General features: G+C 58.9%; 13 protein-coding genes. 7 read left to right on the top strand and 6 right to left on the bottom strand.

Going from position 1 to position 11962, the window contains the following annotated elements; translation table 11 throughout:
- Nucleotides 1-12: 12 nt before the first annotated feature.
- The gene (locus CKW18_RS19770) at nt 13-789 is read right to left on the bottom strand and encodes a ferredoxin--NADP reductase (RefSeq protein ID WP_095190346.1); all 777 of its coding nucleotides are present in this window, start codon (nt 787-789) and stop codon (nt 13-15) included.
- A gap of 321 nt (nt 790-1110) precedes the next feature.
- On the opposite strand from CKW18_RS19770, the gene CKW18_RS19765 reads away from it, so the two are divergent.
- Complete coding sequence (locus CKW18_RS19765; RefSeq protein WP_095190345.1) at nt 1111-1824, top strand: autoinducer binding domain-containing protein; 714 nt, start codon at nt 1111-1113, stop codon at nt 1822-1824.
- Between the two features lie 174 nt (nt 1825-1998).
- Nucleotides 1999-3123 (top strand): class I SAM-dependent methyltransferase, encoded by a 1125-nt coding sequence (locus CKW18_RS19760; RefSeq protein ID WP_095190344.1) that lies wholly within the window; start codon nt 1999-2001, stop codon nt 3121-3123.
- A 69-nt stretch (nt 3124-3192) separates the two neighbouring features.
- Here the strand turns inward: CKW18_RS19760 and CKW18_RS19755 are convergent, their stop codons facing one another.
- From CKW18_RS19755 to CKW18_RS19745, 3 genes are all read right to left on the bottom strand, one after another.
- Complete coding sequence (locus CKW18_RS19755; protein WP_007950992.1) at nt 3193-3360, bottom strand: DUF2474 domain-containing protein; 168 nt, start codon at nt 3358-3360, stop codon at nt 3193-3195.
- 63 nt (nt 3361-3423) lie between these two features.
- Nucleotides 3424-4431 (bottom strand): cytochrome d ubiquinol oxidase subunit II, encoded by a 1008-nt coding sequence (gene cydB / locus CKW18_RS19750; protein WP_095190343.1) that lies wholly within the window; start codon nt 4429-4431, stop codon nt 3424-3426.
- A 3-nt stretch (nt 4432-4434) separates the two neighbouring features.
- Nucleotides 4435-5877, bottom strand: a complete 1443-nt coding sequence (locus CKW18_RS19745) for a cytochrome ubiquinol oxidase subunit I (protein WP_095190342.1) — start codon at nt 5875-5877, stop codon at nt 4435-4437.
- 430 nt (nt 5878-6307) lie between these two features.
- Here CKW18_RS19745 and CKW18_RS19740 point away from each other — a divergent pair, with 430 nt between their 5' ends.
- The 3 genes from CKW18_RS19740 to CKW18_RS19730 all read left to right on the top strand — a co-directional run bounded on the left by CKW18_RS19740 (nt 6308) and on the right by CKW18_RS19730 (nt 8227).
- Nucleotides 6308-7546, top strand: a complete 1239-nt coding sequence (locus CKW18_RS19740) for an MFS transporter (protein WP_095190341.1) — start codon at nt 6308-6310, stop codon at nt 7544-7546.
- A 100-nt stretch (nt 7547-7646) separates the two neighbouring features.
- On the top strand, nt 7647-7925 hold the full coding sequence (locus CKW18_RS19735; protein ID WP_095190340.1) for a type II toxin-antitoxin system RelE/ParE family toxin: 279 nt from the start codon (nt 7647-7649) through the stop codon (nt 7923-7925).
- Between the two features lie 14 nt (nt 7926-7939).
- Nucleotides 7940-8227, top strand: a complete 288-nt coding sequence (locus CKW18_RS19730) for a HigA family addiction module antitoxin (protein WP_095190339.1) — start codon at nt 7940-7942, stop codon at nt 8225-8227.
- A 5-nt stretch (nt 8228-8232) separates the two neighbouring features.
- Here CKW18_RS19730 and CKW18_RS19725 read toward each other — a convergent pair whose 3' ends face one another.
- Together CKW18_RS19725 and CKW18_RS19720 are read right to left on the bottom strand one after the other, a co-directional pair.
- Nucleotides 8233-8784, bottom strand: a complete 552-nt coding sequence (locus CKW18_RS19725) for a DJ-1 family glyoxalase III (RefSeq protein ID WP_095190338.1) — start codon at nt 8782-8784, stop codon at nt 8233-8235.
- Between the two features lie 67 nt (nt 8785-8851).
- Nucleotides 8852-9301 carry a DUF4879 domain-containing protein gene (locus tag CKW18_RS19720; RefSeq protein ID WP_095190337.1) on the bottom strand — a complete coding sequence of 150 codons (450 nt, stop codon included), beginning with the start codon at nt 9299-9301 and terminating at the stop codon, nt 8852-8854.
- A 222-nt stretch (nt 9302-9523) separates the two neighbouring features.
- Here CKW18_RS19720 and CKW18_RS19715 point away from each other — a divergent pair, with 222 nt between their 5' ends.
- Together CKW18_RS19715 and trmA are read left to right on the top strand one after the other, a co-directional pair.
- The gene (locus CKW18_RS19715; protein ID WP_095190336.1) at nt 9524-10819 is read left to right on the top strand and encodes an NCS2 family permease; all 1296 of its coding nucleotides are present in this window, start codon (nt 9524-9526) and stop codon (nt 10817-10819) included.
- Entirely contained in the window at nt 10816-11895 is a 1080-nt protein-coding gene (gene trmA, locus CKW18_RS19710) for a tRNA (uridine(54)-C5)-methyltransferase TrmA (RefSeq protein ID WP_095190335.1), read from the top strand. Before CKW18_RS19715 ends, trmA begins: the two co-directional genes overlap by 4 nt.
- Nucleotides 11896-11962: the final 67 nt, after the last annotated feature.

Below are 11962 nucleotides of genomic sequence, written 5' to 3'. Positions count from 1 at the left end.
GTGCCGTTTTTTTTACCAGTAGTTTTCAACGGCCACCTGGCCTGGCTTACGCGTGAGGCTCAGACGCATATGCCGCTGTTTCAGCAAGGTGCGGGTGTCATCGATCATCTGCGGATTGCCGCACAGCATGACTCGCGAATGCTCTGCCGTCAGTTCAACACCAGCGGCACGCTCCAGTTCACCATTCTCGATCAACGCCGTGATGCGTGCGTTCAAGGCGCCAGGATGTTGCTCGCGGGTGACGATGGGAATGAATTGCAGTTTTTCGGCGTGCTCAGCCAGATAATCACGCTGTGCGAGCCCGGCTATCAGCGGCAGATAAGCCAGTTCCTGCGCTTCGCGCACGCTGTACACCAGAATGATCCGCTCGAACCTCTCCCAGACTTCGAAATCCTGCAGGATCGATAGAAACGGTGCCACACCGGTGCCGGTCGACAGCAACCACAGATCGCGACCATCGACGAAACGATCAAGTGTCAGATAGCCGAACGCCTGACGCTCTACCAACAAGGTATCGCCCGTTTCAAGCCGGCTCAATCCACTGGTGAACTCGCCGTCCGGGACCACGATTGAAAAAAACTCGAGAAACTCGTCGAACGGTGATGACACCATTGAGTAGGCACGCCATACGGTGGTGCCGTCCGCCTTGGTCACGCCGAGCCGGGCGAATTGCCCGGCGCGGAAACGAAAACCTGCATCGCGGGTGATGCGCAAGGTGAACAGGCTGGGGGTCAGGGGCTGCACATCAAGCAGTGTCTGGCGGGTAAATTTCTCTGCACTGGCGGTCATGGCGAGATTCCATTGAACGATGACGCCAGTTTCGCGCAAACGCGCTGGCAGTAATACCAGCAAAAAGTAATGGCATTTCGCGACCAGCCCATTAATACAAAATCAACTAATTAACCAACCAGATAATAACTGTAACGATATGTAAAAGCCGAGTTACATGTTGAATCTCATATCAAGTCCTCATAACGCTTTACTCAAAAACCGTTTATACAAAGAGCGAAAAAATCCCTCCGCATCGTAAGAAACCTCCTACACTCGTTTGCGTGCGGTTTTGGATCCAACTGCACCCCCAGAGAAAAGCCGGTGAATTGGAGAGTGGTAATGGAGACATGGAAGGAGTCGCAGCTAAAACAACTGACGTTTGCCAGAAATATAGATAGTGCTTTTGCGGTGCTGCTTCGTTTTATCGAAAATCTCGGTTTTAACTTTTGCAGTATCGTTATCACTCCGTGCGATGGAGGACCTCCGTTCAAGCCCCTGCGAATCGACAATTACCCCAAAGGCTGGAACCTCGAATATGAACAGGAAGGGCACGTAGAGACGGACCCGATAACCTCGCATTGCCAACAATCAATGCTGCCGCTTGTCTGGAGTGAGGCGGTTTTTGCGAATGCGCCTTCTCTGTGGCAGCTATTGCAGCAATACGGGATACATCACGGCTGGTCACAGTCCTTCAACCACGAGGAAAACGGTTTCAGCAGCATTGTCAGCCTGTCCAGAAGGCATTGTCCGATCAGCCCGTTCGAGCTGTACGAGCATTTCGGTTACATGTTTTACGTCACCAATCATTTGAGTGATCTGTTCGCCCGTTCCCTGCCTCGCAGACCTGGCAAGTCTGAGTATCCGCGCCTTACCGCACGTGAGCTGGAAGTTCTGCAACTCTCGGCGCTGGGCAAGACGGCCTACGAAATTGCGAGGATTCTCAGTATCAGCGAACGGACAGTGGGCTATTACATACAAAAAATTCTTCAGAAGCTGAATGTCTGCAACAAGATTTCTGCCGTGATGAGGGCGGCCAAGATCGGCATCATCTGAAAGGCGACAGCGGCGTGCAGGTGAAAACACACGGGTATTTGCCTGGAAAAAAACGTAACATTTGTGACCTTCCTGAGTGATGACGTGAACTGAAGCGTCGAATTGCACTCGGTCGGTTCCGCCGCACAGCGTCAAGGCGGCCGGACACCCGTCGATTACCTGAGTCCCCGCCCCATGCCTTTGCTCGATACCCCCTTCGCTCAACTCGATCTGATCCGCCAACCCGAACAGCAGAACGAACCGCTGCAAGCATTCGATGCGGCGGATGAATACCTGCTCAACCACCTGGCCGCACAGCAGCCGACGGCCGAAACCCGAGTATTGGTACTCAACGACAGCTTCGGCGCACTGGCAGCCAGTCTGCTGGCCAAGGTCCGGGTCGTCAGCAGCGGTGATTCGTTTCTGGGTTTTCAGGGGCTGGAAAAAAACCTGCTGCGCAATGGCCAGGCATTCGATGCGATCCGCGGTATCCCGGCCAGTGAGCCGGTAGTCGGGCCGTTCGACCGGGTGTTGATCCGCGTCCCGAAAACCCTGGCGCTGTTCGAAGAACAGCTGATTCGCCTGCGAGGGCAATTGGCCCCCGGCGCAGAAGTGATCGCAGCGGCGATGGTCAAGCATTTGCCGCGCGCCGCCGGCGATCTACTGGAGCGCTACATCGGCCCGGTACAGGCCTCACTGGCGGTAAAAAAAGCACGCTTGCTGATCGCCACTCCTGAAGCGAAAGCACCGGCAGTGTCGCCCTATCCGACGCGTTATCGCCTTGACGATCCGGCCATTGAACTGCTGAACCACGCCAATGTGTTCTGCCGCGAAGGCCTGGACATCGGTACCCGCGCCTTTCTCCCGCACTTGCCAAAGAACCTCGGCACGGCGCGGGTCGCTGACCTCGGTTGCGGTAACGGTGTGCTGGCGATTGCCAGCGCGCTGCAAAACCCAGACGCGCATTACACGCTGGTCGATGAATCGTATATGGCCGTGCAATCGGCCGCCGAAAACTGGCGTGCCGCGCTGGGTGATCGCGACGTGATTGTGCGGGCCGGTGATGGTCTTGCCGGTCAAGAGCCGCAATCGCTGGATGTCGTGCTGTGCAATCCGCCCTTCCATCAGCAACAAGTGGTTGGCGACTTTCTGGCCTGGCGCATGTTTCAACAGGCGCGCGAGGCGTTGGTGGTGGGCGGTGCGTTGTACATCGTCGGCAACCGTCACCTTGGCTATCACAGCAAACTGGCGCGGCTGTTCCGTGGTGTCGAGCAAGTGGCCGCTACGCCAAAGTTCGTGATCCTCAAGGCGCGCAAGTAAACCGCGAAAAAAAAAACCTCCATCCGGAGGGTTTCAAATCCGTTCCCGAAGGCGCCGGGACGGGGTGCTTCAGTGAGTGGTCAGGCCTGCGGCGTTCATGAACATGCGCATCAGGCTGGCGACGATAAACAGCGCTCCTACGCTACCGACCCAAATCATGGCCAACCAGCCGAGCCGCTGCCACAGCGGTTTTTTTTCGGCTTCTTCAATGTCGTGCAGGGAATGTTTGCCGGTCATTTTCTTTAAACCTCTTCAAGATTGATGGCGTCGCTACCGACGCCATCGCGAGCAGGGTTTCGCTTAGTGGTAGCCGTCTTCATGGGTGACCTTGCCGCGGAACACGTAATAGCTCCAGAAGGTGTAACCCAGGATGAACGGGATGATGAATAACGTGCCGACCAGCATGAAGCCCTGACTTTGCGGCGGTGCGGCGGCGTCCCAGATCGAGATCGACGGCGGCACGATGTTCGGCCACAGGCTGATGCCCAGACCGCTATAGCCGAGGAAGATCAGCACCAGGGTCAGCAGGAACGGCATGTAGTTGGCATTGCGCGCCACGGCGCGAATCAAACCGTACATCGTCACCAGCACCAGAATGGGTACCGGCATGAACCAGAACAGGTTCGGCATGCTGAACCAGCGTGTCGCGATGTCCGGATGCGCCAGCGGCGTCCAGATACTGACGATACCGATCACCGCCAGCAGTACGAAGGCCAGCGGCCGGGCCAGGTTATGCATCTGTTCCTGAAGCTTGCCTTCGGTTTTCATGATCAGCCAGGTGCAACCTAGCAGGGCGTAGGCCACCACCAGCGCAGCACCGCAGAACATCGTGAACGGCGTCAGCCAATCCAGCGAGCCGCCGGCAAACTGCCGGTTGACCACGGGCAAGCCATCGATGAACGCACCGAGCGCCACACCCTGGAAGAACGTCGCGGCCACCGAACCGCCGATGAACGCCTTGTCCCACAGGTGACGCTTGTCGTCCTTGGCCTTGAAGCGGAACTCGAACGCCACGCCACGGAAAATCAGGCCGATCAGCATGAAGATCAGCGGCAGGTACAACGCCGACAACACCACCGAGTACGCCAGCGGAAACGCGCCGAACAACGCCGCGCCACCCAGCACCAGCCAGGTTTCGTTACCGTCCCAGACCGGGGCGACGGTGTTCATCATTACGTCACGGTCAGTCTTTCCCGGGATGAACGGGAAGAGAATCCCGATCCCCAGGTCGAAGCCGTCCATGACCACGTACATCATGATGCCGAAGATGATGATCACGGCCCAGATCAGCGGAAGATCAATACCCATGATTCAAATCTCCTTGGTCAGGGTTGGGCTGTGGTCAGCCTCGGCGCCATCGTCTTCAGCAGCGGACAATGGCCGGGCCGGTGTGCGTTTCTGGCCAGGACCACCGTCGTTGGTTTCCTTGCCCTCGTCGGTTTTCGGTCCTTTGCGCACAAGCCGCATCATGTAGCCGAGGCCCGCACCGAACAGCGCGAAATACACCACCACAAACATGATCAGGGTGATGCTCATCTGCATGAAGCTGTGGTTGGAGGACGCATCCGCGGTGCGCATCAGCCCGTAGACCACCCATGGCTGGCGACCGATTTCAGTGGTAAACCAACCGGCGAGGATTGCGATGAGCCCGGAAGGCCCCATCCACAACGCCAGATACAGGAACGGACGCGAGGTGTAGAGCGTGTCGCGCTTACGTAGCCACAGACTCCACAGACCGGTGAAGATCATCAGGAAACCGAGGCCGACCATGATTCGGAACGACCAGAACACGATGGTCGAATTCGGCCGGTCTTCAGGCGGAAAATCCTTGAGCGCCGGTACCTGCTTGTCCAGCGAGTGAGTCAGGATCAAGCTGCCGAGGTACGGGATTTCCACGGCGAATTTGGTCTTCTCTTCTTTCATGTCCGGCCAGCCGAACAGAATCAGCGGCGTCGCTTCATCGCCCTTGTTTTCCCAGTGGCCTTCGATCGCGGCGATTTTTGCCGGTTGATGCTCAAGGGTATTGAGGCCATGGAAGTCACCGATGACGGCTTGAATCGGCGCGACAATCAGCGCCATCCACATCGCCATCGACAGCATGGTGCGGATGGCCGGGTTGTCCTTGCCGCGCAGCAAGTGCCAGGCAGCCGACGAGCCGACGAAGAACGCCGTGGCCACGAACGCGGCGGTCGCCATGTGCATCAGGCGGTACGGGAATGACGGGTTGAAGATGATCGCCAGCCAGTCGGTGGGAATGACTTGGCCGTTGACGATTTCGAAGCCCTGCGGGGTTTGCATCCAGCTGTTGGACGCAAGAATCCAGAAGGTCGAAATCAACGTACCGATCGCCACCATTACCGTGGAGAAGAAGTGCAGGCCGCGGCCGACTTTGTTCCAGCCAAACAGCATCACCCCGAGAAAACCAGCCTCAAGGAAGAACGCCGTGAGCACTTCATAGGTCAGCAAAGGCCCGGTAACGGCACCGGCGAAGTCCGAGAAGCGGCTCCAGTTGGTACCGAACTGATAGGCCATCACCAGACCGGAGACCACACCCATGCCGAAGTTGACGGCAAAGATCTTTGACCAGAAATGATAAAGGTCACGGTAGGTGTCGTTGCGGGTCTTGAGCCACAAGCCTTCGAGCACAGCCAGGTAACTCGCCAGACCAATGGTGATGGCCGGGAACAGGATGTGGAACGAGATGGTGAACGCGAACTGAATTCGGGCGAGATCGAGTGCCTCTAAACCGAACATAAGTCTTCCTCTGTCAGGTAATACCGGCTTGGGGGCTTGTGACCCCTGCGCCTACTGCCCCCACGGATATGGAGTGTGGCGAATTCTGATTCGTTCTTTTTTAACAACCATCGCAACGCAGGGAGTCTGGCCGACGGGCCACCGGATCAATTCCGTTAGAGGCCTTGATCTGGATCAAGCAACGTTAAAAGAGTAGTCCTATTTCCGACGGAGAACGGCGTGGTCGTTTGCCGCGTGACAAGTTGCCTCACGGTTGCGGGGCAATGCTCTGAAGTACATCCCATGCGGTGAACCGGCGAGCTCCCTTGCCCCAAGGAGTTGGGGTGCAGGGATAATCGATGTCTGGCTAACTAATTTTTTGTCATAGCAACTTCCTGTTACAGACTGGTGATAACCTCGCAGTTCCCCCTCGAACCAGACCTGCCTCCAGATGCCCAGCCAAGAGCCCCTGCTGTTACGTCACCATCGTCCCTTTCTAGCGTTTTGGCTGGCGCGTATTTTCACCGCCAGCGGTTTTCAGATGCTCACCGTGGCGATTGGCTGGAATCTGTATCAGTTGACCGGCAACGTGCTCGATTTGGGTCTGGTGGGGCTTGTTGAATTCGCCCCGCGCGTGCTGTTCATGCTGCACACCGGGCATGTCGCCGACCGTTACGACCGGCGTAAGGTCGCGGCCATCTGTCAGTCGTTACAGGCGCTGATCGCGTTGGCACTGGCCATCGGCAGTGCTACCGATCACATCACCCGGGAAATGATCTTCATCCTCGCCTTCCTGCTGGGTGCGGCGCGCTCGTTTGAAATGCCGACCACTCAAGCGCTACTGCCGAGCATCGTGCCTGCATCGTTGTTCCCGCGGGCCGTCGCGGCGGCGCAATCTGCGCAGCAGTCAGCAACCATCGTCGCACCGGCACTCGGTGGCTTGCTCTATGCGTTCGGCAGCGTCTGGGTCTACGGCCCGACGGTGCTTCTGTATGTGATTGCCTGTTCGTTGATGCTCAACCTGCCTGCCCGGCAGACCCCGTTGAATAAAGGCAAAGCCACGCTGGACTCACTGCTGGCGGGGATCCGCTTCATTCGCAGCCGTCCGGACATTCTCGGGGCGATCTCTCTGGATCTGTTCGCGGTACTGCTCGGCGGCGCCACTGCGTTGCTGCCGGTGTTTGCCAAAGACATTCTGCTGACCGGGCCGTGGGGCCTCGGCCTGCTACGTTCGGCTCCGGCGGTCGGCGCGTTGGCGATGTCACTGTTCCTGGCGCGATTTGCCGTGGAGCGCAACGTCGGCCGGGTGATGTTCACCGCGGTCGGCATCTTCGGCGTCGCGACCATCGCCTTCGGCCTGTCGACCTCCTTCTGGTTCTCGCTGGCGGTGCTGGTCGTGCTCGGCGCAGCGGACATGATCAGCATGGTGATCCGCGCTTCCTTCGTGCAACTGGAAACCCCAGACGAAATGCGCGGCCGGGTCAGCGCGGTGAACGGCCTGTTCATCGGCGCCTCGAACCAGTTGGGCGAATTCGAATCCGGCCTCACCGCCCACTGGTTCGGCACGGTGCCGGCGGTGGTCATGGGCGGGATCGGCACGCTGGTAGTGACGGGGACGTGGATAAAGCTGTTCCCGACCTTGGCCAAACGCGACCGGATGACAGAGCTGGTGGAAGAGGCGAAGGTTTAGCGTTCGTCCATGAAGTTGCTATGCCAAACACAAATTAATTGAAAAGGTGCGGTACATAGATACCGCACCGAGTGTAATGTATCGCCTTACACTCGCCCCCATGATCAAATCCTTTCAGCACAAAGGCCTTCGCGGCTTCTATGAGACCGGTTCTACTCGCGGAATTCGCGCCGATCACGCGAAACGCTTGGCGCGCATGCTGCAATTCATGGATCGCGCAACGCTTCCCGGGGATCTGGATCTTCCGGGTTGGCGCCTGCATCCACTGAAGGGTGAGTGGTCCGAGTACTGGTCGCTCAGCGTTTCAGGCAACTGGCGGGTTATCTTTCGTTTTGTCGGTTCGGATATCGAACTGGTCGATTATCTGGACTACCACTGACAGGAGGCAGGCCCATGCCCATGCACAACCCGCCACACCCCGGTGAAACACTGCTGTCAGATGTCTTGCCCGAACTTGGCATCAGCGTTACCGAACTGGCACGGCACCTAGGGTTTGCCCGCCCTCATCTATCTCGTGTACTGCACGGGCATGCACCCATAAGCCCTGATCTGGCCGTGCGACTGGAACGGGCGGGCATTGGAAAAGCTCGCGTTTGGCTAGGTGTTCAAACCGATTACGATCTGTGGCAAGCGGAGCATCGAGAGCAACCGGCGATTGAGCCTATCTTTGCCCACGCCTGATCACCTCAAACCAACAACTCCCCGGCCACTTTCGCCCTTAGCGCCTTGCCGCCGAGTTGCTCGACCAGCGTCAAGGCAAACGCCAGCGCTGCTCCAGAGCCTTGGGCGGTGACGCAGTTGCCGTCTACCACAACCGGTTGATCAACAAACGTACAGCCCGAGAGTTGATGGCTGGCGCTGGGCAGGCAGGTCATGCGCCGCTGGCGCAGCACGCCGAAGCTTTGCAGGGCGATGGCCGGGGATTCGCCGATCGCGGCGAACAGACGTCCGGCGCTGGCCTGATCCTTGAGCAGTTGTTGCAGAGGTTGATGTGCTGCGAGGTGCTGCGACCCGACAGCGCCGCCGGGCAGCACGACCAGGTCGAAGATCTGCGCCAGCACATCGACCAGCATGCCATCGGCGGTCAAGCGGGTGCCGCGCGCGCAGGTCAGCATGCGTCGGCCTTCGATGCTGGCGGCCACCACTTCGATGCCGGCTCGGCGCAGCACGTCGATCAGGGTCACGCTTTGCAGATCATCGATGCCCTCGGCGAGGGTAATCAGGGCTCTAAAGGTCATGGGCGCTATCCGCTGGATGATCTTTAAAGCGTAGTCAGCTTTGCCTCCGACCGTTCGGATACAGCCCTTACTTGATGTAAAGCTGCGTCGACATCGTGTTGCGCGGGGCGTTGATCGAGGTGTTACTGAAGCTGAAGGTGCCTTCCTGCTTGCCCGCCATATCGAAGGTGTAAAGAGAACCCACGGTTTTGCTGCCGGGCGTGCATTCAGTCAAGTTGCCGTTATCGAAAGCGCACACCGGGGATCGTGTGCCATTCACTTCGAAGCCGTCCAGCGTGGCGTGCGGCTGGCTCTGGCCATAACCGACCTCCAGCACGTAGACCGTGATATTCGGTCCACTGTGATTGCACTGGGTTTGCGGCTGATTATCGGCAATGTCTTCCAGGCCACAGGCCGGCGATTGCACCTTGATGACTTTCACTTCACTCAAGGGCGGTGCCGATGCCGCCCATGCAGCCGATGTCCCGGTCATCAGCCCTGCAATCAATCCGAAAGCCTTTACCCAGCGCGTGCTCATGCGTTCAATGTCCCCAAAAAATCAGCGCGCAGTATGGCGCAGTTGGTGCCGGTACAAAACTTCGCCGACGATCGACACCAACAACCGCCATATTCCTCACGCTGCTGGTATGATGCGCGGCTTTTTCCGGCCTACCACAATTTTCCAGGCGCTTGCGACGGTCTGTGCTTTGCTGTTGAGGTCGATACATTTACGGCGCCATGCGCGCCACGGGGAGCAGACATGCTGGAAAGGCTGTTTCAACTCAAGGCACACAACACCAACGTGCGCACCGAGATTCTTGCGGGCATCACGACGTTCCTGGCCATGGCCTACATTCTGTTCGTCAACCCGAGCATTCTCGGCGAGACTGGCATGGATAAAGGTGCGGTGTTCGTCGCCACCTGTCTGGCAGCCGCCATCGGCTCCACGGTCATGGGCCTGATCGCCAACTACCCGATCGCCCTCGCTCCGGGCATGGGCCTGAACGCCTTCTTCACTTATACCGTCGTGCTGCACATGGGCCACACCTGGCAAGTGGCGCTGGGCGCGGTGTTCATCTCGGCCGTGTGCTTCTTCCTGCTGTCGATCTTCCGCATCCGCGAATGGATCATCAACAGCATCCCGCTGCCGCTGCGCTCGGCGATTGCGGCCGGTATCGGCCTGTTCCTGGCGCTGATCGCCCTGCACAACGCCGGCATCGTGGTCAGCAACCCGGCGACCATGGTCGGCCTCGGTGACCTGAAGCAGCCTGCACCGATCCTCGCCACTCTCGGTTTTGCCTTGATCGTTGCCCTTGAGGCACTGAAAGTGCGCGGCGCGGTGTTGATCGGCATTCTCGCGGTGACCATCGTTTCCATCGCCTTCGGCTTCACCGCGTTCAATGGCGTGACGTCGATGCCACCTTCGCTGGCCCCGACCTTCCTGCAGCTGGACATCATGGGGGCACTGGACATCGGTCTGGTCAGCGTGATTTTCGCCTTCCTGTTTGTCGACCTGTTCGACAACTCCGGCACCCTGATCGGCGTCGCCAAGCGCGCCGGCCTGATGGGCAAGGATGGCCACATGCCGAAAATGGGGCGCGCACTGATTGCCGACAGCACCGCCGCCATGGCCGGTTCGCTGCTGGGCACCTCGACCACCACCAGCTACATCGAATCCGCTGCCGGCGTGAGTGCGGGCGGCCGTACCGGTCTGACAGCTGTTGTCGTGGCGATTCTGTTCCTGCTGGCGTTGTTCTTCTCGCCACTGGCGGCCAGCGTTCCGGCTTTCGCCACCGCACCGGCGCTGCTGTTCGTCGCCGTCTTGATGATGTCGGGCCTGGCAGAAATAGAATGGGACGATATCACCGTCGCCGCACCGGTCGTGGTCACCGCGCTGGCCATGCCGTTCACGTATTCGATCGCCAACGGCATCGCCTTCGGCTTCATCGCCTGGACCGCAATCAAACTGCTGTCCGGTCGTGCCCGTGAGCTGAACCCGGCGCTGGTGATTCTGTCGATTCTGTTCGTGATCAAGTTGGGTTGGTTCAACGCATGACTTTCGATTCCCAGGCTTACGCCGCACAGCTAGAAGACAAGGTCACGCGTTTGCGTGACCTGTTGGCCCCGTTCGATGCGCCAGAGCCAACCGTGTTCGACTCGCCGCTGCAGAACTTCCGTCTGCGCGCCGAGTTCCGCCTGTGGCGTGAGGCCGGCGAGCGGCATTACGCGATGTTCTCCCAGGACGACAAACGCACGCCGATCCTGATTGAAGCGTTCCCGATCGCCAGCCTGCGCATCAATGAAATGATGCCGCAGCTCAAGGCGGCGTGGCAGGCCAGCGCGGCGCTGAGCCACAAGTTGTTCCAGGTCGAGTTCCTGACCACCCTGGCCGGCGACGCGATGATCACGCTGTGCTACCACCGTCCGCTGGACGAGCACTGGCATGCGGCAGCGACGAAGCTGTCGGCCGATCTCGGCGTCAGCATCATCGGCCGTTCCAAAGGCAAACGCGAAGTGCTCGGCCAAGACTATGTGGTGGAAAAACTCGAAGTCGGCGGCCGCACGTTCAGCTATCGCCAGCCCGAAGGCGCGTTCACCCAGCCTAACGGCACCGTGAACCAGAAGATGTTGAACTGGGCTTACGAAGCATTGGGCGATCGCCCTGACGATCTGCTGGAGCTGTACTGCGGCAACGGCAACTTCACCCTGCCGCTCGCGACCCGCGTGCGCAAAGTGCTGGCCACCGAAATCAGCAAGACCTCGGTCAACGCCGCACTGAGCAACCTCAGCGAAAACGCTGTGGATAACGTCACGCTGGTGCGTCTGTCTGCCGAAGAGCTGACCGAAGCCCTCAACGAAGTTCGCCCATTTCGTCGCCTGCAGGGCATCGACCTGAAGAGCTACGAGTTCGGCAGCGTGTTCGTCGACCCGCCGCGCGCCGGCATGGACCCGGACACTTGCGAGCTGACCCGACGCTTCGACAACATCCTCTACATCTCCTGCAACCCGGAGACCCTGGCGGCCAACATCGCCCAGTTGCACGACACGCACCGCATCACCCAGTGCGCGTTGTTCGACCAGTTCCCGTGGACGTATCACATGGAATCGGGTGTGTTGCTGACCCGCCGTTGAGTGCAGAGGCCGGATACGAAAAAGCCGTCGTGATTGACGGCTTTTTTGTGGTCGTTTTTTGATCTGT

The sequence above is a fragment of the Pseudomonas sp. Irchel 3E19 genome (genome assembly GCF_900187585.1).
Taxonomy (GTDB): domain Bacteria; phylum Pseudomonadota; class Gammaproteobacteria; order Pseudomonadales; family Pseudomonadaceae; genus Aquipseudomonas; species Aquipseudomonas baetica.
The sequence above is the reverse complement of the archived record's forward strand: the minus strand, read 5'-3'. Positions and strand labels throughout refer to the sequence as shown.

Coding starts and splice junctions, on each gene's coding strand:
- CKW18_RS19765 (WP_095190345.1), top strand. CDS start 1,111: ATGGAGACATGGAAGGAGTCGCAGCTAAAACAACTGACGTTTGCCAGA.
- CKW18_RS19770 (WP_095190346.1), bottom strand. CDS start 789: ATGACCGCCAGTGCAGAGAAATTTACCCGCCAGACACTGCTTGATGTG.
- CKW18_RS19735 (WP_095190340.1), top strand. CDS start 7,647: ATGATCAAATCCTTTCAGCACAAAGGCCTTCGCGGCTTCTATGAGACC.
- CKW18_RS19720 (WP_095190337.1), bottom strand. CDS start 9,301: ATGAGCACGCGCTGGGTAAAGGCTTTCGGATTGATTGCAGGGCTGATG.
- cydB (WP_095190343.1), bottom strand. CDS start 4,431: ATGGGTATTGATCTTCCGCTGATCTGGGCCGTGATCATCATCTTCGGC.
- trmA (WP_095190335.1), top strand. CDS start 10,816: ATGACTTTCGATTCCCAGGCTTACGCCGCACAGCTAGAAGACAAGGTC.
- CKW18_RS19755 (WP_007950992.1), bottom strand. CDS start 3,360: ATGACCGGCAAACATTCCCTGCACGACATTGAAGAAGCCGAAAAAAAA.
- CKW18_RS19725 (WP_095190338.1), bottom strand. CDS start 8,784: ATGACCTTTAGAGCCCTGATTACCCTCGCCGAGGGCATCGATGATCTG.
- CKW18_RS19745 (WP_095190342.1), bottom strand. CDS start 5,877: ATGTTCGGTTTAGAGGCACTCGATCTCGCCCGAATTCAGTTCGCGTTC.
- CKW18_RS19760 (WP_095190344.1), top strand. CDS start 1,999: ATGCCTTTGCTCGATACCCCCTTCGCTCAACTCGATCTGATCCGCCAA.
- CKW18_RS19715 (WP_095190336.1), top strand. CDS start 9,524: ATGCTGGAAAGGCTGTTTCAACTCAAGGCACACAACACCAACGTGCGC.
- CKW18_RS19740 (WP_095190341.1), top strand. CDS start 6,308: ATGCCCAGCCAAGAGCCCCTGCTGTTACGTCACCATCGTCCCTTTCTA.
- CKW18_RS19730 (WP_095190339.1), top strand. CDS start 7,940: ATGCCCATGCACAACCCGCCACACCCCGGTGAAACACTGCTGTCAGAT.